Annotated in this window: 20 protein-coding genes; 14 read left to right on the top strand and 6 right to left on the bottom strand. The window is 37.6% G+C overall.

The genetic code is table 11. The features are described 5' to 3' along the window. Positions 1-45: 45 nt before the first annotated feature. Positions 46-741 (bottom strand): transposase, encoded by a 696-nt coding sequence (locus ACEN4I_RS06990; protein WP_407102564.1) that lies wholly within the window; start codon positions 739-741, stop codon positions 46-48. A gap of 959 nt (positions 742-1,700) precedes the next feature. On the opposite strand from ACEN4I_RS06990, the gene ACEN4I_RS06995 reads away from it, so the two are divergent. The 8 genes from ACEN4I_RS06995 to ACEN4I_RS07030 all read left to right on the top strand — a co-directional run bounded on the left by ACEN4I_RS06995 (position 1,701) and on the right by ACEN4I_RS07030 (position 10,466). Beyond that, positions 1,701-2,642 carry an MsnO8 family LLM class oxidoreductase gene (locus ACEN4I_RS06995; protein ID WP_407102565.1) on the top strand — a complete coding sequence of 314 codons (942 nt, stop codon included), beginning with the start codon at positions 1,701-1,703 and terminating at the stop codon, positions 2,640-2,642. A gap of 56 nt (positions 2,643-2,698) precedes the next feature. Then, entirely contained in the window at positions 2,699-3,697 is a 999-nt protein-coding gene (mgrA, locus tag ACEN4I_RS07000; protein WP_407102603.1) for an L-glyceraldehyde 3-phosphate reductase, read from the top strand. A 68-nt stretch (positions 3,698-3,765) separates the two neighbouring features. Further along, positions 3,766-4,146 (top strand): VOC family protein, encoded by a 381-nt coding sequence (locus ACEN4I_RS07005; RefSeq protein ID WP_407097551.1) that lies wholly within the window; start codon positions 3,766-3,768, stop codon positions 4,144-4,146. Positions 4,147-4,376: 230 nt separating this feature from the next. Then, a complete protein-coding gene (locus ACEN4I_RS07010; protein WP_407097550.1) occupies positions 4,377-4,754 on the top strand; it encodes a VOC family protein in 378 nt (125 codons plus the stop codon). 92 nt (positions 4,755-4,846) lie between these two features. Continuing rightward, the gene (locus ACEN4I_RS07015; RefSeq protein ID WP_407102566.1) at positions 4,847-6,454 is read left to right on the top strand and encodes a gamma-glutamyltransferase family protein; all 1,608 of its coding nucleotides are present in this window, start codon (positions 4,847-4,849) and stop codon (positions 6,452-6,454) included. Between the two features lie 229 nt (positions 6,455-6,683). Beyond that, complete coding sequence (locus ACEN4I_RS07020; protein ID WP_407102567.1) at positions 6,684-8,951, top strand: alpha-galactosidase; 2,268 nt, start codon at positions 6,684-6,686, stop codon at positions 8,949-8,951. Then, on the top strand, positions 8,942-9,853 hold the full coding sequence (locus tag ACEN4I_RS07025; RefSeq protein ID WP_407102568.1) for an ROK family protein: 912 nt from the start codon (positions 8,942-8,944) through the stop codon (positions 9,851-9,853). The genes ACEN4I_RS07020 and ACEN4I_RS07025 overlap by 10 nt, the downstream gene beginning before the upstream one ends. After that, positions 9,834-10,466: an SGNH/GDSL hydrolase family protein gene (locus tag ACEN4I_RS07030; RefSeq protein ID WP_407102569.1), complete on the top strand. Its 633-nt coding sequence runs from the start codon at positions 9,834-9,836 to the stop codon at positions 10,464-10,466. Before ACEN4I_RS07025 ends, ACEN4I_RS07030 begins: the two co-directional genes overlap by 20 nt. An 86-nt stretch (positions 10,467-10,552) precedes the next feature. Here the strand turns inward: ACEN4I_RS07030 and ACEN4I_RS07035 are convergent, their stop codons facing one another. After that, positions 10,553-11,107, bottom strand: a complete 555-nt coding sequence (locus ACEN4I_RS07035) for an ROK family protein (protein ID WP_407102604.1) — start codon at positions 11,105-11,107, stop codon at positions 10,553-10,555. On the opposite strand from ACEN4I_RS07035, the gene ACEN4I_RS07040 reads away from it, so the two are divergent. Beyond that, entirely contained in the window at positions 10,997-11,986 is a 990-nt protein-coding gene (locus ACEN4I_RS07040) for a beta-galactosidase (protein WP_407102570.1), read from the top strand. The two genes, ACEN4I_RS07035 and ACEN4I_RS07040, sit on opposite strands and share 111 nt — an antisense overlap. 1,395 nt (positions 11,987-13,381) lie before the next feature. On the opposite strand, the gene ACEN4I_RS07045 is transcribed toward ACEN4I_RS07040, so the two are convergent. Further along, a complete protein-coding gene (locus tag ACEN4I_RS07045; RefSeq protein WP_407102571.1) occupies positions 13,382-14,881 on the bottom strand; it encodes a M protein trans-acting positive regulator PRD domain-containing protein in 1,500 nt (499 codons plus the stop codon). Positions 14,882-15,059: 178 nt separating this feature from the next. Beyond that, a complete protein-coding gene (locus tag ACEN4I_RS07050; RefSeq protein WP_407097545.1) occupies positions 15,060-15,818 on the bottom strand; it encodes a GNAT family N-acetyltransferase in 759 nt (252 codons plus the stop codon). 379 nt (positions 15,819-16,197) lie between these two features. On the opposite strand from ACEN4I_RS07050, the gene ACEN4I_RS07055 reads away from it, so the two are divergent. Continuing rightward, a complete protein-coding gene (locus ACEN4I_RS07055; protein WP_407102572.1) occupies positions 16,198-17,499 on the top strand; it encodes an ectonucleotide pyrophosphatase/phosphodiesterase in 1,302 nt (433 codons plus the stop codon). Positions 17,500-17,536: 37 nt separating this feature from the next. Next, a complete protein-coding gene (locus ACEN4I_RS07060; RefSeq protein ID WP_407102605.1) occupies positions 17,537-18,748 on the top strand; it encodes an MFS transporter in 1,212 nt (403 codons plus the stop codon). A 157-nt stretch (positions 18,749-18,905) separates the two neighbouring features. On the opposite strand, the gene spxA is transcribed toward ACEN4I_RS07060, so the two are convergent. Both spxA and ACEN4I_RS07070 read right to left on the bottom strand, forming a co-directional pair. After that, positions 18,906-19,313, bottom strand: a complete 408-nt coding sequence (gene spxA / locus ACEN4I_RS07065; RefSeq protein WP_407097543.1) for a transcriptional regulator SpxA — start codon at positions 19,311-19,313, stop codon at positions 18,906-18,908. A gap of 437 nt (positions 19,314-19,750) precedes the next feature. Further along, positions 19,751-20,296, bottom strand: coding sequence for a hypothetical protein (locus ACEN4I_RS07070; RefSeq protein ID WP_407102573.1), 546 nt, complete (start codon positions 20,294-20,296; stop codon positions 19,751-19,753). 283 nt (positions 20,297-20,579) lie between these two features. On the opposite strand from ACEN4I_RS07070, the gene ACEN4I_RS07075 reads away from it, so the two are divergent. The 3 genes from ACEN4I_RS07075 to ACEN4I_RS07085 all read left to right on the top strand — a co-directional run bounded on the left by ACEN4I_RS07075 (position 20,580) and on the right by ACEN4I_RS07085 (position 22,967). Further along, positions 20,580-20,969 (top strand): DUF6508 domain-containing protein, encoded by a 390-nt coding sequence (locus ACEN4I_RS07075; RefSeq protein WP_407097541.1) that lies wholly within the window; start codon positions 20,580-20,582, stop codon positions 20,967-20,969. 83 nt (positions 20,970-21,052) lie between these two features. After that, on the top strand, positions 21,053-21,361 hold the full coding sequence (locus ACEN4I_RS07080) for a phasin family protein (protein WP_407102574.1): 309 nt from the start codon (positions 21,053-21,055) through the stop codon (positions 21,359-21,361). A 10-nt stretch (positions 21,362-21,371) separates the two neighbouring features. Then, positions 21,372-22,967 carry an ABC1 kinase family protein gene (locus ACEN4I_RS07085; RefSeq protein WP_407097539.1) on the top strand — a complete coding sequence of 532 codons (1,596 nt, stop codon included), beginning with the start codon at positions 21,372-21,374 and terminating at the stop codon, positions 22,965-22,967. The last annotated feature ends 95 nt before the right edge of the window (positions 22,968-23,062 follow it).

Consider the following 23,062-nt stretch of genomic DNA (forward strand, 5'->3'; position numbering starts at 1 on the left):
CTTGATGGAGCTCAAACACGACAATGTATTGTGTCTCTTGACGACTTAGCGAAAATGGTCGTACCTTTGATTGAGCTCTAACAACTTTTTTTCAATATCTTTCTGCATTTCAAGATATTCATTTCGTACTTCAAGTTCTTTAATACGAAATTTCAACCGTTCAGTATCCGTTAATTCATTCTCTGGTTTATTTTGACCACGAAGATCTTTAAGTCCGTCGGACCCTTTAAGTTGGTATTTTTTAACCCATGAATAGATTTGTTGGTAAGATACACCATACTTTTCAATAGCCCCCTGATAGTCATTATCTCTGGCAATAGTAAATTGTGTGATTTCCAATCGTTCTTCAAATGTTGTTTTACGTCCTTTAGTCATAGTGGTCTTAGATCTCCCCATACTCGTTGATTTTAGTTCTTTTCCACTATTATATAGGTTAATCCATCGTTGTAGAACTGAAAAACTGGAAATATGATATTTTTTCACCGTACTATTCTTAGAGTAACCTCGAAAAACCACGTCTTCAACCGCCATTTTTTTCAGGTTTTTCGAGTACCTTTTCCACGTCTTCGATTCCACTAGTCCTTCAAAACCATCAGCTTTATATTTGCGGATCCATGTCTGAATTACAGAACCGTGAAGGTTCATTTCTTTACTGACAAATCTTAATGAAGAACAACCGTCAAGTATTGGTTTAATGATGGCTAATTTTTCGTCTGCGCTTAATTTAACTCGTTTAGACAATAAAAAACACTCCCTACAAAATAGTTTAGAAATTTTTGTTATTTCTAGTGTCTACTTTGTAGGGAGTGTATCAGAAGTTGTGTTCCCTTTAAGGTAAGATTATCTTCAAAAAGGAACGCAAATTAAAATTGCGTTCCTTTTTTGAATTAATTTTTAACTAACTGGCACGCAAATGGACTTTTGCTGCTTCAGCAGCAGTAGAAGTGTAAGGATCACTATTCCTTGTTTACGTGCGCTGTAGATAGAGTCATTCTATGTTACATAATAGGTAGCTGTTAACGCACAGCTGAGCGAGATAGTCGGATCACCTTAACCTTTCTTTTTGTAGTAAACTCCCAAAAGATTAATGACAATCCCCTCCTTTAAGTAGAATGAAATTGGATGAAGAAGCAAGTAGACCGCCTAATATAATTCGGAGGTTTATTGCGTTGAGCTGAAGCAGTCAAATAGAAAAGTTGAAACAGCTCATTTAAGCGATCAGTAAGGTTTGTCATTTAATCACTCCTTCATCTGATGTAAGTAGTGTTAAAAAAGCAGCCTTCAGCACATTAGCCAAAGACTGCAGTATGGTTTATCTTAAATATCTGTTGTTTCTGTTTACAGAGTCACGAACTCGCACTTGCACACGAACAGCTTTTCTTTTCATCATAGAAAAGCGAGCATGCAGGAAAAATACTGAGGTAAACAACATCATGAATCCTGAACTGAAAATTAGGGTATTTGCGTTCATTTCACTCATCCTCTCTCAACGACGCTTTGTCCTGCTGCACTTAAATGATAAATCAAGTGACTTTTATTACATCTTCATTATCGCTTATTGAATAGAATAGTTCAACAAATATACCCTTAGTTTCCTATTTTTTTAGAGCCTCTTGTAAGGGAAGGGAAAATAAAATGATATGTAAACGGATTCTTTAGTGCTATAATGAAATAGAATTTTAGTATGATGAGGTGGCTGAATGAAATACAGTGTTTTAGATTTTTCTACCAAAGAAACAACGGTCTCAACTAGAAAAAGCCTGAATGACAGAGTAAAACTGGCGAGACTTGCAGAGTCGTTAAATTACACCCGCTTTTGGATTTCGGAAAACGATTCTAATCCCGTCATAGTCGGAAGTACGCCGGAATTGGTCATGTCTCATTTAGCTCTTGCGACCAATGACATTCGTATTGGCTCTGCGGGAATTATGGTTCCTTATTACAATGGAGAAAAAATTGCGGATACTTTCAAAACGATGGCTATTGTAAGAAATAGTCGGATAGACGTTGGGATAGGACAAGTTGCTGGCAGCGGACAATGGTTTTCGAAAGCTTTAAATGAAAATAAGACAGAATTTTCCCGATTTGCAAATGAAATGAATGAACTCAAAAGATTGTTGGGCTCTTCCATTACAATGAAAGAAAAAAGTTCTTATGCAGCCTTGATGCAAACGGGGAGCCCGGAAATTTTCATTCTAAACAGTCATCCACAGAGTGTTGGCCTAACAGCAAATATAGGAGCGGGATTTTTTGCGGCTCATTATTTGAATCCGAGCATTGAATTGAAAGAGGCTGCCAAAAAATACAGAGAACAGTTTGTGAAAAGCGAATTAGTGGAAAAGGCGACAGTGATACTGGGAGTTTTCATTGCAATTGGAGAAAGTTCAGAGGAAAATGAACAATTGAAAAAGGAATTTGCTCAATGGAACCAATTGAATCAAGATTCATCCGTAATTTCTCCTCTTCAAGAAGCTATTATTGGTTCCGCGGAACAGGTAGTAGAAAAGGTGAGTCAAATGGCTGAAGAGTATCAGGCGGATGAAGTGATGTTGATCCCCAATATAGATAATAATGCACGTAGAGAAAAAACGATTCAATTGTTTGCCGATGCACTGTCGAAAAAAAGAAAGGCTTATTTTTAACGTACTTGTATAAAGAGATTGACAACAACACAATAGAATAAGGAGTGGGACATGTGATATATCAAGCAGCAGAAAATCGTTACGATAAGATGATTTACAATCGAGTAGGAAAGAGCGGGTTAAAATTACCGGCTATTTCATTGGGAATGTGGCACAACTTTGGTGATGTAGATTTATTTGATAAAAGCCAAGCGATTGTGCGGAGAGCTTTTGATTTAGGTATCACGCATTTTGATTTAGCGAATAATTATGGTCCGCCAGCAGGAAGTGCTGAAGAAAACTTTGGACGAATCTACGAAAAAGATTTAAAACCGTACCGTGATGAATTGATCATTTCCAGTAAAGCTGGTTATTACATGTGGCCAGGCCCATATGGAGAATTCGGCTCAAAGAAAAATGTGACGGCTAGTATAGATCAAAGTTTGAAACGGATGGGATTGGAGTATGTCGATATCTTTTATTCACACCGTCCTGATCCAGAAACACCTTTTGAAGAAACAGCTCAAGCATTGGATTTGATGGTCCGTCAAGGAAAAACATTATATGTAGGAATCTCCAACTACTCTGCTGAACAGACTGCTGAGATAACGAGTATTTTCAAAGAATTAAAGACACCGTTCATTATTCACCAGCCTTCTTACAACATGTATAACCGATGGATAGAAGAGGGGCTGCAAGATATTTTAACTGAAAATGGAACAGGTAGTATAGCGTATAGCCCGTTAGCGCAAGGATTATTAACAGATCGTTACTTAAATGGTGTTCCAGAAGACTCACGTGCTAGTCGGACATCAAGTCCATTTTTAAATACTGACCAGGTCCACAAAAAAATTACGCAATCGCAAGCATTGAATGAAGTTGCTAAACGTCGTGGACAAACGTTAGCAGAAATGGCCATTGCTTGGATCTTACGAGACGGCAAAGTAACCAGTGTCTTAGTGGGGGCAAGTCGCGTTTCGCAACTGGAAGATAATGTTAAGGCTCTAGATAATCTAACCTTTACTAAAGAGGAATTAAGTGAAATTGATGGTATTCTAGCAGAAAATAAAGGATAATTGAATGAGCAACCAAGTCTCCTCAGTCTAGTTGATTGAGGAGCCTTTTTACTAAGGAGGAAAAAAATATGCATTTTTCACACATTCATCATGTAGCGATCATTGCTTCTGATTATGAAGTATCCAAGCGTTTTTATACTGAATTACTGGGGTTGGAAATCATTCGCGAAAACTATCGAGCAGAAAGAGATTCTTACAAATTAGATCTCAAAATTGGAGATAGCGAAATCGAGTTGTTCTCTTTTCCAAATCCGCCCAAAAGATCCAGTGGTCCTGAAGCAACAGGACTCAGACATTTGTGTTTTTATATCGAAAATATTGAAGAAACAGTTGCAGAGCTGAATCAAAAAGGCATCGAAACAGAAGCGATTCGAGTAGATGAATTCACAGGCGGAAAATTTACTTTCTTTAGGGATCCAGATGGTTTGCCTTTAGAATTGCATGAGTAGTCTTTTTTTCTGTTACACTAAAAGAAATAACATCATGAAGGAGAGAGTCGTTTTTGGAGTTCAGTATTTTAGATTATGTTCCCAAAGATGAAGGCATGTCCGCTAGTGTTCGACTGTTGGTAGAAATGATAGTGCTAGGTTAAAGAGAACGCGTTTTTTGAATCTTTTCGTGAGTTACGTTAAAATAGAAAAAGAAACAATAAGATCACTGAATAGAGGAGAATGTTGAAATGGCTACTAAAATGATTCACACTTGTTACCGAGTACAAGATTTGGAAAAATCGGTAGAGTTCTATACAACTATTTTAGGCATGAAAGAAATGCGTCGCTTAGATTACCCTGAATTTAAGTTTACACTGGTTTACCTAGCATTTGAAGAAGGCGGCTATGAACTAGAATTAACGTATAATTACAGCGCTGAAGCGTACGACTTAGGAAACGGCTATGGACATATTGCCATCGGTGTAGACGATTTAAATGCTGTACATGAAGAATACAAAGCTAAAAATTGCGACATCACGGACATCAAAGGACTGTCTGATGGAGCAGCAACGTACTTCTTCATCATGGATCCAGACGGTTATAAAATTGAAGTTGTCCAAAATTAACGTTAAAAAATGAATTATACAAGAAAAGACAAATTCACTAGAGGTATGACTAGCCTCCAGTGAATTTCTCTTTTTACATAGGGGGATATTAAATGCAATTTGATTCAAGCTCGTTTCACTATTCATCTAGAAGAGAATTGGTTTATGGAAAAAAAGGCATGGTTTCGACGACACATCCGTTAGCTTCTCAAGCAGGATTAGAGATGTTGAAAAAAGGCGGAAACGCGATTGATGCGATTTTGGCTGCAGCAGCAACACTAACTGTCGTCGAACCTTCTGCAAATGGAATCGGTGGAGATAGTTTTGCCATTATTTGGTACAAAGGGGAAATGTATGGCTTGAATTCAAGTGGATCAGCTCCTGGCTTGATGCTGCACGAAACTTTAAAGCAAAAAGGAACGGAAATTGCTCGCTATGGTCTGGATCCAGTCACTGTACCCGGCGTTCCGAGCGGCTGGGCTGCTTTAGCAGAAAAATTCGGTAATCTCTCTTTAAGCGAGGTGTTGGAACCGGCAGCGGTGATTGCAGAGGAAGGACATCCTGTTACCAGTAAGATTGCTGAAGCGTGGGAGAGAACCTATCATATTTTCTCCAAACAGCTGGAAAAATATCCAGTGCTGCAAACGTGGTTTGAGACGTTTTGTCCGAATGGGCAACCCATCAAAGCCGGCGAAATGTGGTCTTCAAAAGGGCATGCTAAAACGCTGCGAGAAATAGGGGCTACGAATGCGGAAGCTTTTTATCAGGGGTGGATAGCGGATGAAATCGATGCTTTTTCTAAAAAGCACGAAGGCTATTTACGCAAAGAAGATTTAGCGAACCACCAAGTTGAATGGATAGAGCCTATTTCGACAAATTATAAAGGGTACGATGTTTGGGAGATGCCACCAAACGGACAAGGAATTGTAGTATTGATGGCTTTAAATATTTTAGAGCAATTGGAGTTAAAAGACAAAGAGAATCCAGATACCTATCACAAACAAATTGAAGCGATCAAGTTGGCATTTAGTGACGGCTTACGTTATATTGCAGATTCTAGAACAATGGAAACTAAAATTGAAGCCATGTTATCAAAAGAGTATGCCAAAAATCGAGCAGATTTAGTAAATGATACTGCCATTTTGCCAGAGCCGGGTAAATTTGATAACCCTGGTACGGTTTATTTAGCTGCGGCGGATGAGGAAGGAAATATGATTTCTTATATCCAAAGCAATTACGCTGGTTTCGGTTCGGGAGCCGTTGTGCCTGGTTTAGGAATCAGTTTGCACAATCGAGGCAACCAGTTCTCGTTGGATGAAAATCATCCCAATGTGTTGCTCCCTGGGAAAAGACCGTTTCATACCATTATTCCTGGATTTCTGACAAGAGATGGAGCAGCAATCGGACCATTTGGGGTCATGGGTGGAGGCATGCAGCCTCAAGCTCATCTGCAAGTGTTGAGCAGTATGATCGATTTTCAGTTGAATCCTCAAGATGCATTAGATGCTCCTCGTTGGCAATGGCTGGAAGAGAAGAAGATTCTAGTGGAACCTCACTTTCCTTATCCCGTGATTCAAGAATTGCTGAAGAGAGGCCACCAGGTACAAATCGCGACCAGCAGCGGTTCATTTGGAAGAGGTCAAGTCATTTTGCGACAGGAAAATGGCGTACTGGTCGGTGGAACAGAATCTAGAGCAGATGGGCATATCGCAGTTTGGTAGCGGAAAAAAGAGCAGCTTGTTTTGTACAAAAGAAGAAGTTAGAATCGAAAAGAACTTCTTCTTTTACTGTGCTGTTTAAGAAATGACTATTAGTCTATACATATTATCTAAAAATATATCTTTACTAAAAATTGGATGTGTAATATAATTTGGGCGAAAAGGGTCGCAAAAAAATGTAAGCGATTTATAAAATGGAGTTAAAAATAGTAGAAAAAGAGAGGTATTCTAATTGAAAGAATTTCAATTCATTCACATCAACGAAGCAGCAAACGAATTTCACTTGAGCAACCAAGCTGTCAGCTACATTTTTAGAGTAGATCCAACCACTCATCAATTGGAACAATTATACTTTGGTAAAAAAATTCAACACAGAAAATCCTTTTTCTATCTTGTTGAACGGGAAAACCGTCCAGCGAATAACTTGTATGAAGGGAATCATACCTCTTCTTTAGAACACATCAAACAAGAATACCCAAGCTTCGGAACGACCGATTTTAGATACCCGGCTCATCAAATTAAATGGCCGTCTGGAGATCAAGTTACTCATCTTGAATATGCATCTTACACAATATCAAAAGGAAAACCAACTTTAGAAGGTCTTCCAGCTACATATGTCGACAGTAAAGAAGAAGCCGAAACTCTCACCATTATCTTGAAAGATATTTATTCAGAATTAGAAGTGCAGTTGAACTACACCATCTTTTCTGCATTTTCTGCTATCACCAGAAGCGCTTGTTTTATTAATCGCGGAACAACAACAATCCAATTGGAAAATGCGATGAGTGCCAGCGTTGATTTTCCTGATGCTGACTTTGAATTGCTGCATTTGAATGGAGCTTGGGCCAGAGAAACGCATGTGGAGCGAAAAGCGCTTCATACAGGATTGCAATCTGTTTCCAGTGCACGTGGAGCCAGCAGTCATGCACATAATCCTTTTATGGCTTTAGTACGACCTGAGACGACCGAATTAAATGGGGAAGTCTACGGGTTCAGTTTGATCTACAGCGGCAATTTTACAGCTCAGGTAGAAGTCGATACGTATCATGTAACGAGAGCCATGTTGGGAATCAATCCTTTCCGATTCAACTGGCAATTAAATGAAGGCGATTTCTTCCAAACCCCTGAAGCAGTGTTAGTTTATTCTGATGCAGGTTTAAATGGCATGAGCCAGACTTATCACGAGTTATATCGGACACGTTTAGCGAGAGGCCGGTGGCGCGATAAAGAGCGGCCAATTCTGATTAATAACTGGGAAGCAACTTATTTTGATTTCAACGAGGAAAAGATCCTTGAAATTGCTCGAAATGGAGCTGAATTGGGCATGGAATTATTTGTGCTGGATGACGGTTGGTTCGGGAAACGTGATGATGATACCAGTTCATTAGGGGATTGGGTAGAAGACAAAACTAAATTGCCTAATGGAATCAAAGGATTGTCTGAAAAAATCCATCAATTGGGATTGAAGTTTGGATTATGGTTCGAACCCGAAATGGTGAGCAAAAATACACCTCTCCATGATGAACACTCAGACTGGGTCATTGGCGTTCCAGGGAAAAATATTTCTCACGGCAGAAACCAATTTGTTCTTGATTTTTCCAGACCTGAAGTGGTCGATTCAATCTTCCAGCAAATGGACGCAATCCTGCACGATGCGCAAGTTGATTACATCAAATGGGATATGAACCGCTATATTTCAGAAGCTTATTCAGACGCTTTGCCGCCAGAACAACAAGGAGAAGTTTATCATCGGTATATTCTAGGTGTATACGAGTTGTATGAGCGATTGATTACTAAATATCCGGATATTTTGTTTGAATCTTGTGCAGGCGGAGGAGCGCGTAATGATCCGGGTATGCTGTATTATGCGCCGCAAGCTTGGGCTAGTGATGATACAGATGCTGTAGAACGTTTGAAGATCCAATACGGAACTTCGATGGTGTATCCTTTGTCCAGTATCGGAAGCCATGTTTCGGCAGTCCCTAATCATCAAGTCGGACGAGTGACTTCAATGGATATAAGGTCAAACGTAGCTTATTTTGGGACATTTGGTTACGAAATGGACATCACAACATTGAGTGATGCTGATAAAGAATCTATTCGTCATCATATTCAATTCTTCAAAAAACATCGCGCATTAGTCCAACAAGGGACATTTTATCGTTTAGAGAGTCCATTTGACGGGAACACTGTTGCTTGGATGCTGGTTTCAAAAGACCAATCTGAAGCATTGGTAGGTTATTACCAAATTTTAGCGACGCCAAATCCAGCTTATGAACGCTTGAAATTAACAGGTTTGAATCCGGAAACAATGTATATTGTAGAGCCGATAAATCAAAGCCGGTATGGAGATGATTTGATGGCTGTCGGATTATTATTTGCAGATGATGTGACTAACGGTATAGAGCCTACTTGGAAATTCAATCGTCATGGCGACTTTACCAGCAATATGTTTTATTTGAAAAGTAACGATTCATTGGAGGACAAGAAATGGGAATAGCAGCTTTTGATATTGGAGGGACTTCTGTCAAGTATGGAATCTGGGAAAATGATGCGTTGAGTCATAAAGGCAGTTTTAAGTCGCCTCGTACTTGGGATGGAATGAAAGCAGAATTGCAGCGCGTAAAAGAAGAAATGGCTGAAAAATACGTTATTGATGGTGTAACGTTTAGTGCTCCAGGGGCGGTCAATCAAATTGGAAGAGTCATTGAGGGAGCCAGTGCATTACCGTATTTACACCACTTTCCAATTTATGAGGAATTGGAAGATTTGTTAGGGAACAAGGTAGCGATCGAAAATGATGCTAACTGTGCGGCTTTAGCAGAAGTGTGGCGAGGCTCCGCTAAAGGCTTGAAGAATGTATTAATGGTAGTGGTTGGAACTGGAATTGGAGGATCGGTGATCGTAGATGGTGAGGTTCAACATGGGGCTCATTTATTTGGCGGAGAATTCGGCTACACATTGTTAACGGAGACTCAAACATTCAGCCAGTTGGGGACGGCTGTAAAAATGGCTGGACGCTATGCAGAACGCAAGGGAATACCGAAAGCGGAGATCAGCGGGGAGGAAGTTTTTCAATTAGCAGAAGCTGGAGATGAAATAGCAATGGAAGAGACAGAAACATTTTATCGCTCTTTAGCCCGCGGCATATTCAATTTGCAGTACAGTTACGATCCGGACTTAGTATTGCTGGGAGGCGGAGTATCCAATAAACCGGATATTATCGATCAATTAAATAAACGATTTGAAGACATTTTAACTCAAGTTCAAATAGCACCTTTTATGCCTCAAGTAGAAACGTGCTTGTTTAAAAGTGATGCCAATTTAGTCGGTGCGGTGTACAATTATTTGCAAAAAACTACTGGAAAGATGGAGAGAACAGATGAAATTAAAGCAAACTGAGCGTATTTTATTTTTTGGAGATAGTATTACAGATGTCGGACGGGACCGTGATGATTTTCATGACTTAGGCAAAGGATACCCGTTGATGGTGGCAGGCAGGTTGCAAGCTGAATACCCTGCATTAAAGTTGTCCTTTTTAAACCGCGGTATCAGTGGCGACAAGGTAGCAGATTTGAAGAAACGATTAGAAGAAGACTGTATTTCGTTAAACCCAACAGTCGTATCGATTTTGATCGGAATAAACGATACGTGGCACCAAGAAGGATCGGCAGAATTTGGGTCAGCTGTACTAATGGAGCAATTCGAACAAGATTATCGAGAAGTATTGAGTGCCATCAAAGAAAAAACAGGTGCTCAAATTGTGGTAATGGAACCTTTTGTATTGCCTTATCCCGCAGACCGAGCAAGTTGGAGAGTGGACTTGGATCAACGAATTCAAATCACTCGTAAATTAGCTGAAGAATTCCAAGCAGATTTTGTAGCGTTGGATGGTCCGTTGAATGCTTACGGCATTAAACACAGTTTCCAATATTTAACAGGAGAAGACGGAGTTCATCCTACTGTTGCAGGCCATGGAGTGATAACCGAAAAATGGTTGGAAAACATAGAATAAACAGCAAAGTAATCAGTTAACGAAATACAAAAAGAAACCAAAGAGGGATTTCCTGCTTTGGTTTCTTTTTGTGTATGCTTTAAAAATCAATTTGTAAGAGAAACAGAATTTGGAATCAATGGAAATGTCGGCAAATGAAAAAATTGTTGGATGCTTAAAGCAGCTCCGCCTAAAAGAATCGCTTCTTCCCCCAACAATGAATTTTCAATAGGGGTTTTTAAACTAAATGAACTAACGATATTTTTTCTGATCAAAGGTAAAAGAGCAGGAATCTCGTTAATCAATGTAGAGTTCAAATACACTTTTTCTGGACCGTAACTTGCGATCGCGTTATTGATGCCGATACTGATATGAAAAGCAAACTCTTCGATCAATTGAACCGTTTCAGCGTCCCCAGATTTATAAAAGGCAATGAGATCAGCTAAAGAAAATGTCGGATCGTTTTTTAACTGCTGAAGAGCAGCAAGAACGGCTCGTTGAGAACTGTATTGTTCCAAACACCCCTTGTTTCCGCAAGGACAGTCTTTGCCATGAGGATAAAGGATCGTATGCCCAATTTCTCCACTGCGTCCATCTCGACCGTGATACAGCTCATTATTGATGATACCCGTGTTTTTCGTGAAGTGGCAGAATTGGGAAATGAACTAGCACATTTAGGCAATCAGTTGATTGGTGCTGAGACCAAAGCTAGAATAGGCATTATTTTTGATTGGGATAATTATTGGGCATTGGAATACACTAGTGGACCGACAGTTGATTTGTATTATGTGGATCAAATCCAGAGGTATTATGAAACGTTATACCATAATCAAGTGGCGGTAGATATTATTCCAGTAGATGCTGATTTTGAGCAATACGATATGATCTTAGCTCCTGTTCTTTATATGGTCAAAAAAGGAACAGCTGAGAAGTTGGAACAATTTGTAGCAAAGGGAGGAACGTTCCTGACGTCTTTCATGAGTGGAATTGTAGACCAAAGCGATAATGTCCATCTTGGAGGATATCCAGGACCATTAAGAAAGTTATTGGGAATTTGGGTGGAAGAAATCGATGCCTTGGCTCCTGAAAAGCGCAATACAGTTGAATTTGGGAGTAGAGATTGGAACAAACCGTCTTATGAATGTTCAATGTTGTGTGACTTGCTGCATTTAGAAGGGGCAGAGGCAATAGCTGAGTACAAGAGTGATTTTTATAAAGGCATGCCTGCAGTGACGAAAAACTCTTTTGGAAAAGGAGAAGCTTGGTATTTGGCAACACTTCCTGAAAAAGAGATGCTTCAAGAAATTATTGATCACTTATTGAAAGAAAAAAATATTGTTGGTTTCGGAGTTCAGCCTGAGGGAATTGAAATCACCAGCCGCGTGAAAGACGGCAAAGAATTTATTTTTGTGATGAACCACACGGATGAAGCACAAACTGTAGCAAATAATTTTGTAGGATATGAGGATATTTTGTCCTCAGCTGAAGGAACAGAAGAGTTGCTGCTGGAACCTTTTGGAGTGCGTATTTATACGAAATAAACAATAGGAGACAAGAACTGGTATCGGTTCTTGTCTCTTATTTTGGCTCTTCATCTTCTAGCGTTGGTAAAGAACTCTCCTGCGACCAATGAGAGTTAGAGTAAAATCTGATTTGTGGGAGTGATTTTTTATGTCAAAGTATAGTAAAGTGAAGAATAGGGTTTGAACATCAAGGAAAAAATTGCTATGATGAAAAATGGAGTTTGAACATCAAGGGGAAAATTGTCTTGATGAAGAATGTAGTTTAAACATCAAGGGGAAAATTACCATGATGAAAAATGGAGTTTGAACATCAAGAGAAAAATTGCCATGATGAAGAATGGAGTTTGAACATCAAGGAGAAAATTGTCTTGATGAAGAATGTAGTTTAAACATCAAGGGGAAAATTGCCTTGATGAAAAATGGAGTTTGAACATCAAGAGAAAAATTGCCATGATGAAGAATGGAGTTTGAACATCAAGGGTAAACCCGCCATGATGAAAAATGGAGTTTGAACATCAAGGGGAAAATTGCCTTGATGAAGAATGTAGTTTAAACATCAAGGGGAAAATTGCCTTGATGAAGAATGTAGTTTAAACATCAAGGGGAAAATTGCCATGATGAAAAATGGAGTTTGAACATCAAGAGAAAAATTGCCATGATGAAAAACGAAGATCTCTTTCACACTATTACTCTAGTAATTTCTCAATAGGATACATCTTAATTTTTACTTACCAACGTCAAATATTGCAGACACCCTATTTTCAGTTTTTTATGAATTGTTCGTACAAAGACTGAACCCGACCTCGGAAAAATTGCATTAAGAGATCTAAGAAAAAAGCGAGAATGAGGGTATTGATGACTAAACGTAGCATTAAAGACAAACCCGCCTATTGATACGTATAAGATATTTAGGACAATTCGGATTATTTGAAGGAAAAGCGTTCGTATGAGTTTTCTTCTATAATGAGGTGCTTAATGAACTCCTTATAGCTTAAACTGTTGCCAAATAGTAATCGGATACAACTTATTGCAGGAGATTTTATCTAAGGTGATAAGAAAACTAAGGACCAAACAGATTCATCAGGAACGAAAAAACAACTTGTAATTTTCCCCACCAGGTGGTATGATTCTATACATGCGATGAGTTGACCAGCAATCAGGTGATTTTGTCATTTCGCTGCGGCGACTAGTGATTGCTAAGAAATAGGCAGGGCACAAGTGCGTAAGCACACTGCGGGATGCAGGTGTTTGGATCCCTCTGTTTTGTGGAATTCATGGAACCTATTGAATGTAAATTCAATACTGTCGGAAAAGCTCGAGATATTGCTTCTTAGGAAGCGATTATCTCGAGCTTTTTTTGTTTTTTTATGTAACCGTTAGATTTTAAAAATGTAGATTTCCCATACGGCACAGCTATTCTTCTAATAGAACAGTATCTACTTTTCTGATTACATCAATAGCCAACTTAAGATCTCGCAAATTTTGTTCTGTAGGGATATTTTGGATGCAAAACACTTTTTTATCTAAAAGATAGTCAATAGAAGTGGTAGAAATCAAGATATCATAGTCCATATTTTTTAACAGCTTTAATGATAATCTAGGTTCCATATAAAGTTCTGAAACAACATCACCGCCATATTGAATGTTGATAAGGTCACGCAACATTTTTGCATGTTCTAAATCATACGTACTAATAATCAGTAATTTGGCTTTTCTGCGTTGCTTGTGTAACGCAACGAGTAAATTATTCCAGTGGATGACTAGGGTATATATTAATTCATCTATTGAATGACGACTGAAAATCAAATCCATTTCCTGTTGGTAATGACGAATCTGCTTTGTTGCTGAATGAATAAAAGTTGGAACATCTTTTTCAAGTGAACGGACAAAATATTCTTTTTGATCAAAAAGAATATAAGGTGTTTTTCGTATATGTTTATTTGGCCTCGAAACAATCTTCGAAAGGTTATAAAGATCAAGCAGAAGATGTTCTTTATTGGGGATGGGTACTTTAAATTGGTTGGAGAGGCTATCTAACATATCTGATAGTAGAGCGATTGACTTTTTTAACACTGGATCTGTTTCTGCTTCTTTGATGAGCTGGTCATATGTAAAAGCAAAACTATTCGTCAAAAATACAGCAAAAACTTGTTCAATAAACTCCGGCTGAAAAGAAATGTTCATTATATTTTCAAGAGGCTTCAAAATAAAACGAAATTTTGTTAAATCAGGGATATATTTTGCCAAGTTATTTGGTTTTATATCCATATAGTGTCCCTTTTGCGTTCGAATCAAACTAACAGCGATCCAGTGTTTTACACGTTCAAAATCTGAAAAATTCAAGGGAGTATGGATGAATTTAGCTGAGAGCACTATGAAATTCTCGAATATTTTTCTATCCATAGTAGGGTATGGCCAGTCAACATGAGTGCATTTCTCCATAAAATAGGAAATATAAAATGAACGTATAGTGGATTCTGGCCCCTCTAACCGGCAAGGATTCGTTAGGATTTTAAGGGGATAATCTTCAAACACGAGATTGATTTTTTTGATTGTCCTGGCTAGTGTAGAAGAACTGATGTATAAGAATTCAGCCATTTCATCAAGAGATTTTGTCTCATCATGAAATAAACTTTCAAGAAATAAAAAATGAGTACTCTCTTTTAAGATGAGACGATAAACCATTTCAATACTCATATTTGTAGGTAAAAATAAGCAAACCCCTCTGTAAGAAGTTTGAAGATAGTCTTTAGCTAACAATTCTTTTAAAGAGAGCACATCTTGTTTGAGTGTTTTCTCAGAGCAATGCAACGTCTTAGCAAGAACGGGGATCGGCATCCAATCTTCATTAGCATAAAGGGTTTCGAAAAGCTTCAGTTTTCGTTCTTCATATTTTTCTAAAATTTCACGCATGGGTATCCCTCCAAAGTTGTCGCTTACTATTGAAGATGCAGGTTGAATCAATGAGTCATTTATTATACCATTTGTTTTTATTTTTAATTACTGTATAAAAGAAACTAAGAAGATTAAAAAAATAGGAACGGTTCAAGTCAGCATCTTTTGGATATATCGTCTTGAACGAGTAATTTTTTTATTGAGGCGCAGAGAATTCTTTTAAGGCACCTACTTGATAACTTAAATAAGTATAATTTTGTTTTACATACATATCTTTTGGAGTATCTTCCGCGTCAGCAACTAAAATAACCGTCCGGGATCCTGCCATGTCCATGACAAAATGTTGGATTTCTGTGCCGATGCCTTGACGTTGGTAGTCCTCTAACACAAAAAAGTTATCTATTTCTACAGTATCTTCCCCTAACAGCAAATCAACTCCGCCAACAGCTTGCTGACCTAGATAGGCGATGACTTGCTGCACCTTTGGATCATCAAAATCTTGTTCATAGAGTTCTTGTTTTTGACGAGCAAAGGTTTCACTGATTTGAATATCTTGAGTGCGATTGAGCTGCTTGAACACTTCTAGAGTATCTTCTGTAACAAGTCCAACAGTAACAGCAGAGTTTCTTTTTGTAGCTAAGAAATCTTTCGGATCGATAGCGTATAATTCTAAAATTTCTATTCCGTAACCATTACTGGATAGGTAATCAATAATGGGCTCTGTAAATCCATAGTCTTCTGGCCAATAGAATTTCACATGGTCCATTTTCATATCTTCATGGAATTCCAACAGTATTTTTTCAATTAATCGGAATTCTTCTAAAGTGGGCTGGTACTTTAAACGCATAAAATTATAATCATACATGAATAGTGCATCGTGATTGTGGTACAGCTTATAAAATTCATTTTCTTCAATTAACGTTGTTTTTGAAGTGATGTTATCAAAAGTAATCATAGTAGACCCTCATCCATTTATATTTTGTTATGTTTAGTATACCGCCACATGAGAAGTAGATAAAGACATAATTAGACGGCACAAAAAAATAAAGACGAATTAACCGTCTTTATTCAATCAATAAAAAAAAGATTTATTGTGGATTAGTTGCTGCATCGATAACTTCTTGTGGAATTGTCATATCGTTCGTTTCATTCAATTACCGTATTCATGCTCAATGTTCATCACTGAATCATGACCTTCTTGAACGCCGGATAAATGACTGTTCAATTCTTCAATAATTGAAGTCTTTCCTTAACAGAAACAAAATAATTAGTCGCTTTCTTTAATAGAGAAGCTTATGGCATAATATAAGAAAACAGGTTAGTGGAGGGAAAATATGAAGAAACAACGAATGTACATCATTTCTTTAGATGCTTTTGGTGCAAATGACTTAACATACGCTAGAACATTGCCTAATTTTAAAATGCTGTTGGAAAGAAGCGCACTAGTGGAGAAAGTAGAAACGGTGTACCCTTCTTTAACTTATATGGCTCATACATCAATTATGACGGGAGTTTATCCCAATAAACATGGGATTACGAATAATACATATGTGCAACCTGGTCGTAAGTCTCCAGATTGGCACTGGTACGCAAAAGATATTCAAGTTCCAACCCTTTTTGATGCAGCACACGAAAAAGGTTATAAGACAGCCAGTTTTCTTTGGCCAGTAACAGGAAGAAGCAAATCGATCGATTACAATTTAACGGAGATTTTTCCGAATCGTCCTTGGCAGAATCAAGTCTTGGTCTCTCTCTATTCTTCTACGCCCAAATTTATTTTCGAGTTGGAGCGGAAATTTGGTCGGTTGAGAAACGGGATTCAGCAACCAGAACTGGATGAATTCTTAACTGCCAGTATACTAGAGACTATCGACACAAAGAACCCTGATTTAATGGCGATCCATTATGTTGAATTAGACAGCATGCGCCATCATTTCGGCGTACATTCCCCTGAAGCACAACAAGCGATTCGGAATATGGATAAGCATTTAGGGCAGATCATTGAAGTGATGAAGCGAAAAGATATTTTTGAAGAGACCGTCATAGCGATTTTAGGAGACCACTATCAGATAGACACCCATACAGTGATTCATTTAAACAGCTATTTCCAACAATTAGGTTGGATCAAGACGGGAGAAAAGAAACAGCTTCTCGATTGGGAGGTTATGGCTAAAGGAGCAGATGGAGCGACTTACATTTATACAAAACCAGGAACCGATTTAGAAAAAGTTAGTCAAGCACTTGAAGAGTTTCCAAAGGGAATCGAAACGATCTACACTCAAGCGCAAGCTGATCAATTGGGTGCCGACGGATCTTGCAGTTTTTTAGTCGAAGCCGAAAGAGGGTACTATTTTGTAGACGATCTGGGATCTTTAATTGAACCAACGGAAGGCAGCGACTACCATAGAGCAACACATGGGTTTTCACCTACTAAAGAGAGTTATGAAACCATGTTGTTTCTTTCAGGACCAGGAATCGATTCAACAGCACTAGTGCCATTTGCACGTTTAGTGGATGAAGGTCCTACTTTCTTATATGCGATGGGATATGAATTCAATCATCCTACAGATGGAAGAATATTAACTGAGTTGTTTCTAGAAGGGAAAGGGGAGGTTAATCGTGCAAGAAACCAGTAAGAAGTTTACGTTTACTAAGCCGGAAAAAAGCTGGATTATGCAGGACTGGGCAAATTCTGTTTATTCAATTATGGTCACAACAGCCGTTTTTCCTTTGTACTATAAAGCTATTGCGGAGGGAGCAGGTGTTTCAGAAGCTGATTCAACCGCTTATTTAGGTTATGCGAACGCCATTGCTACACTGATTGTCTCCCTTTTATCGCCTATTTTGGGGGCGCTGGCAGACTATAAAGGGTTTCGGAATCCTTTATTTACTTTTGGGACATTGTTGGGGATTCTATCCACATTAGGTTTTGTCTTTGCTCCAGAAGGTCAGTGGGGAGTGCTGCTCGTATTGTATGCTGTTTCTTCTATTGGTTTCAGTGCAGCAAATATTTTTTATGATGCTTCTATTATGGATGCTACCACATTAAATCGAATGGATCGAGTGAGTAGTGCAGGGTTTGGTTTTGGTTATATAGGTAGTTCGATTCCCTTTATTGTATTTATTCTATTCCAATTGACCGGCATATTACCGATTTCTCAAACAGCATTGATAAAAGGCGGATTTTTTATGACAGCTGTGTGGTGGTTTATGTTCACGATTCCGTATTGGAAAAATGTGGAGCAAAAACATTATATTGAAAGACAGCCTCATGTGGTGCGCAATAGTTTTAAACGACTATGGGACACATTTAAAAATATCAAAGAATATAAAAATGCTTTTCTATTTTTACTGGCTTATTTCTTTTATATCGACGGTGTAGGGACTATCATTAAAATGGCTACTGCAGTGGGTGCGGATATAGGGATTGCGGGTAATTCTTTGATTGTTATTTTATTGGTCGTTCAAATTGTAGCCTTTCCATTTTCAATCATATATGGAAGGCTGTCTAAAATATTGGGAAATAAAAAAATGCTTTATGTTGGGATTGCCACCTACATCTTTATTTGTATTTTTGCTTTAACATTAGATTCGTTAACTAAATTCATCATCCTGGCTGTTCTAGTTGGAACGGCTCAAGGTGGGGTACAAGCTCTAAGTCGTTCTATGTTTGGACAATTGATTCCAGGAGAAAAATCAAATGAATTTTTCGGTTTCTACAATATTTTCGGCAAATTCGCTGCAGTTATGGGGCCTTTCCTGATGGGGATAATCACCCAACATACGGGCAATTCTTTAAATGGTGTTTTTGCATTGATCATTCTCTTTATTATTGGAGGAGTACTGCTGTACTTTGTAAAAGATCCAAGAATCGCCCAAGAATAAAAGTACATGATAAACGTCTTTTCATTTATTGACACAATAGCCACTCAAAAGTTAGGTGTTTTTCACCTAATATTTGAGTGGCTGTTGTGGTAGTATGGGCTGACTTTTGCAGCGCGTCTAAAAAAAGTGCAAGGACGATTTATCCCCGCACTTTTGTTTAATTTGCTTCTAAAGCTAATTCTTGTTGTATGCGTTGGAATTCTACTTTACGGACGTCTCTTGGTAAGAAACAACGGATCTCATCTGAATTGTATCCCACCTGAAGTCGTCTTTCATCAGTTAAAATAGGTCTTCGTATAAGTTCCGGATTTTTATGTATCAAATCCAAAAGACATTCCAGCGACAATTCCTCAATATCAACCGTTAAATTTTGATAAGCATGGGAACGATAAGAAATAATTTCTTCTGTTCCTTCTTCGGTTAATCTTAAAATATTTTTTAATTCATCAATAGAAAGCGGACTGGCAATAATGTTTTTTTCAATATATGGAAGATGTTGTTCATCTAACCATGCTTTTGCTTTTCTACATGAAGTACAACTTGGGGTAACATAAAGATTAATCATATTTATCTCTCCTTTTACTATGTAGCAATTAGGGATAAAGCGATTTCACACTTAATGATAACTAGTTTATTAGAAAAAAGCAAGAAAAACGACTTTTTTATTTATTTTTTCTCATAATGAGTGTAGAAATGTTGACTTTCGATGGTTGTATAGGTAATGAAATTAGGTGAATAGATTGTGGTTGTTAGTGGATTTAAAAAATTAAGAGAAATACGGATTTGTTCTTAAGATGATGTTCAAGGGAAAGCTAAAAGGCGGTAGGGTGTATGGGAATAATAGTGATGGTTGTGGGATATGTCTAAGAGAAGGATGAACAGAAAAAATCGAAGATGCAACAAAAGGTGTCTTTATAAAGGTTAAGATCATTTTATCTTATTTAATACAAAAACACAATGGGGAAATCGTCATTGTGTTTTTGCTGAGTTAAGAACAATTATTTATTTCCAGACATCCAAGTATTTCTTTTTATATTTAGGTTCGTCAACCGATTCAATGAGTTCAAGAGAAAGATTCTTCAAGTTTTCATCAGATTGAACAAGGTATAGTTTTTTTAAATCCTCGATAATGTCAAATCTTGTTAAGGTATAGTTCTTTTCAACAACACAATCTCTAAAACGATTAGTTAAATATTGTAAAACAAGACCCTTTTGTTCTTTACCCGCTAAAGCAATTTTCCAAATGGATTGTAGGGCATGATGAGCAGTAACAAATTTTTCGTCATAAGTTACTTTCCACACATCAGAAAAATCTGTGAGCATACGATTTTCGGGATCACTAATGGCCAAACTAGCTAAAAACTGAGCCGCTCTGGATCTTCGATGATTGTTTTTATGCTTCAAATCACTTTTTAGATTCTCCCATACTTCGTAAGCCCAATCTACAGGTTCTTCAGTTATTTTGAGAATAGCGTGATAAACTGACAATTGTTTTTCTTTGTCAGTAGACGATAAGTCTTTAAAGTAAGATTGAATGGTTGTATCCATATTTGTTTCCTCCTCATAGAGATTAGAATGGTAGAGATGTATATAGAAGATAGATAGCGTTGTTTCTTCTCTTCTGTAGGATAACATGTTTTTCTTCCAGATTGATCACTAATTAAAAAAAGTTGATGTAATAGAATGAAAAAAGCAGAGTTGTTGTAATAGGAACCTAAAACTATAAGGAATAAGTGTATTTTTTTTACTTCGTTAAAATTCGCGTTATAATGAATGCAATGAAAATAACCCTATTTCATTGCATTCATTTAGAAGGAAAGGAAGTGTAGAGATGGCGGACACAGAATCGCTCTTTGAGTATCTTTCTTATTTTAAGGAGACCGATCAATTATTCGCAGAAGAGATTCCGCAAGAAGAAATAGAAGGGGAAGTCATCCCGGGTTTCATTAAATACGATAGCAGAATCATTGATTTTGCAAAGAAGTATAGAGACTTATCTCTAGAAAAAGGAGATTATACGGATTATATTCATGATTTTTTGGTCTCTGAGCCTTCTAGTGAAGAATGGGAAAATTTCATTGCACATGCAGACTTGGAAACCATTCAATCTTTCCTAACATATTTTATTCGAAAAGAGCATTTTAAAAACGGTAAAATGAAATGGGCTGTTGAAAATGGTGTGATGTATCAATTACTTTATCGTTTAAAAAATGTTCTTTAAAACGCTTTCTCAATTTAGTGATATAATATATCTAAAGAATTGATTCATTAAAAAGCAGTTCAATTTGAAAGGAGAAGATAGAGATGAATGATTTGAAAAAAATGATATTAGCAGGTATTGGCGGAGCTTCAATGTCTTATGACAAAGCAGAAGAAATGGTTGAAAAATTAGCCACTAGAGGTCAGATCACTGTTGATCAAGGAAAGAAATTGAGTGAAGAATTGATTCGCAAAGGCAAAGGGAAAATGAAAGACGACACTCTTGATAAAGATGAGATACAAGCAATCTTACTTCAAATGAATGTGGCTCAACGAAAAGACATTGAAGATTTAGAGTTAAAGATTGCTGCTCTAAATGCTCAAATGGATGAATTGATAGAGAATAACAAATAGGGGTGATTTTGTGCCTTCAAGTGGAGAAAGATTACGTGAAATAGTGAGCATTCTGGGCAAGTATGGTTTTGGTCATTTATACAATACGCGCGTGCGCTCACAAAAAAAAGAACAAGACCCTAAAAATTTACGAAAAGCATTTGAGGAACTGGGTCCCGGATTTATCAAAATCGGCCAAATTTTGTCTACCCGTAGAGATATTTTGCCGATGGAATACATTGCGGAGCTATCCAAACTGCAAGATGAAGCACCTTCTTTCCCATTTGAAGAAGCAAAGGCGATTTTTGTGGAAGAATTTGGTCAAGATATTGAAACAGTTTTTGAAACCATTGATGTAAAACCGTTAGCTAGTGCTTCGGTAGCTCAAGTCCATCGAGGAAAATTAAAAACCGGCGAAGAAGTTGTGCTGAAAGTTCAACGACCAGATATCGAGACCAGTCTGTTGCAGGACATTGAATTATTCATCCGCATCGTTGACCGGGCTCCAAATGTGTTCAAAGATTTCTTGGTGAATCCCAAAGAAGCCTTTGAAGAAATACGGCAGACATCTAAACGAGAGTTGGATTTTCGCAATGAAGCCAATGCTATCATGCAATTTCGGGAGTTGAACAAAGAAATTGCTTGTGTCAGTGTTCCAAAATTGTATTTACCGTACCATTCAAAACGTGTCATTGTGGAAGAATATATTGAAGGGTATAAAATTTTAGACTCTGAAGGGTTAACAGCAGCTGGGTATGTACAGGAAGATATTGCCCAAAAATTGTTGCTGTCATTTTTATCGCAAGTTTTTCGAGACGGTTTTTTCCATGCAGATCCTCACCCAGGTAATTTGATTATTAAAGAAGGCCAAATTTATTTTATTGATTTTGGGATCATGGGCTACCTTTCTGTTGAAAATAGAGAAAGTTTAAATCATTTGTTAAAAGCGATCGTCTTTAAAGACTTAAATCAGTTGATGAACACTCTTTTAAAAATGGGGGTACAACGGAAACGAATCGATCGTTCGCGTTTTTACGAAGATTTGAGTTATCTGGTTGAAACCTATTTAGCAGCTAATTTCAGCAGTATTCAATTTGGGACACTGATTGCAGATGTTTTAGATGTTACACGCAAACACGGATTATCTATGCCGAGTGAATTCACGTTATTGGTTCGCGCATTGACGGTATTGGAAGGACTGATAACAGAATTAGCTCCCAACTTGAATATCGTACAAATTGCAAAAGGGTATTTGATCGAAAGCGATAACTTTAAACTGTTTGAGCCCATAAGCAAAGAAAAATTATTATTATCTTCGCTGCAAATGACAAAAAGTCTAGTGGGTTTGCCTAATCAAATAAGCACATTGTTTGAGAATTTGAACAATGGTCGAACGAAAGTAAAATTAGACTTGATTAATATGGACGATAAATGGACCGGTTTAAACAAGATGGTTAACCGCGTTGTTTTTGCCCTTATTGTTTCTGCACTAATATTGGCGTCAGCATTGATTATCTTTGCAGCTGAAGGAACTGGCACATCGTGGTTAGGGATTATATTTTTCCTGGGAGCGGGTTTTTTAGGAATGTGGTTGCTGATTTCTATTATCCGATCAGAGAGGTTATGACAGGCTATTTGCCAGATGGATTTTATCTGGTCAATAGCTTGTTTTTGTCTTCTTTAAATTTGTGTTTAGTGTGATCGGAAAGTCATTTTCTAAAA

The sequence above is a fragment of the Desemzia sp. FAM 23990 genome, assembly GCF_045528485.1.
Classification (GTDB): Bacteria; Bacillota; Bacilli; order Lactobacillales; family Carnobacteriaceae; genus Desemzia.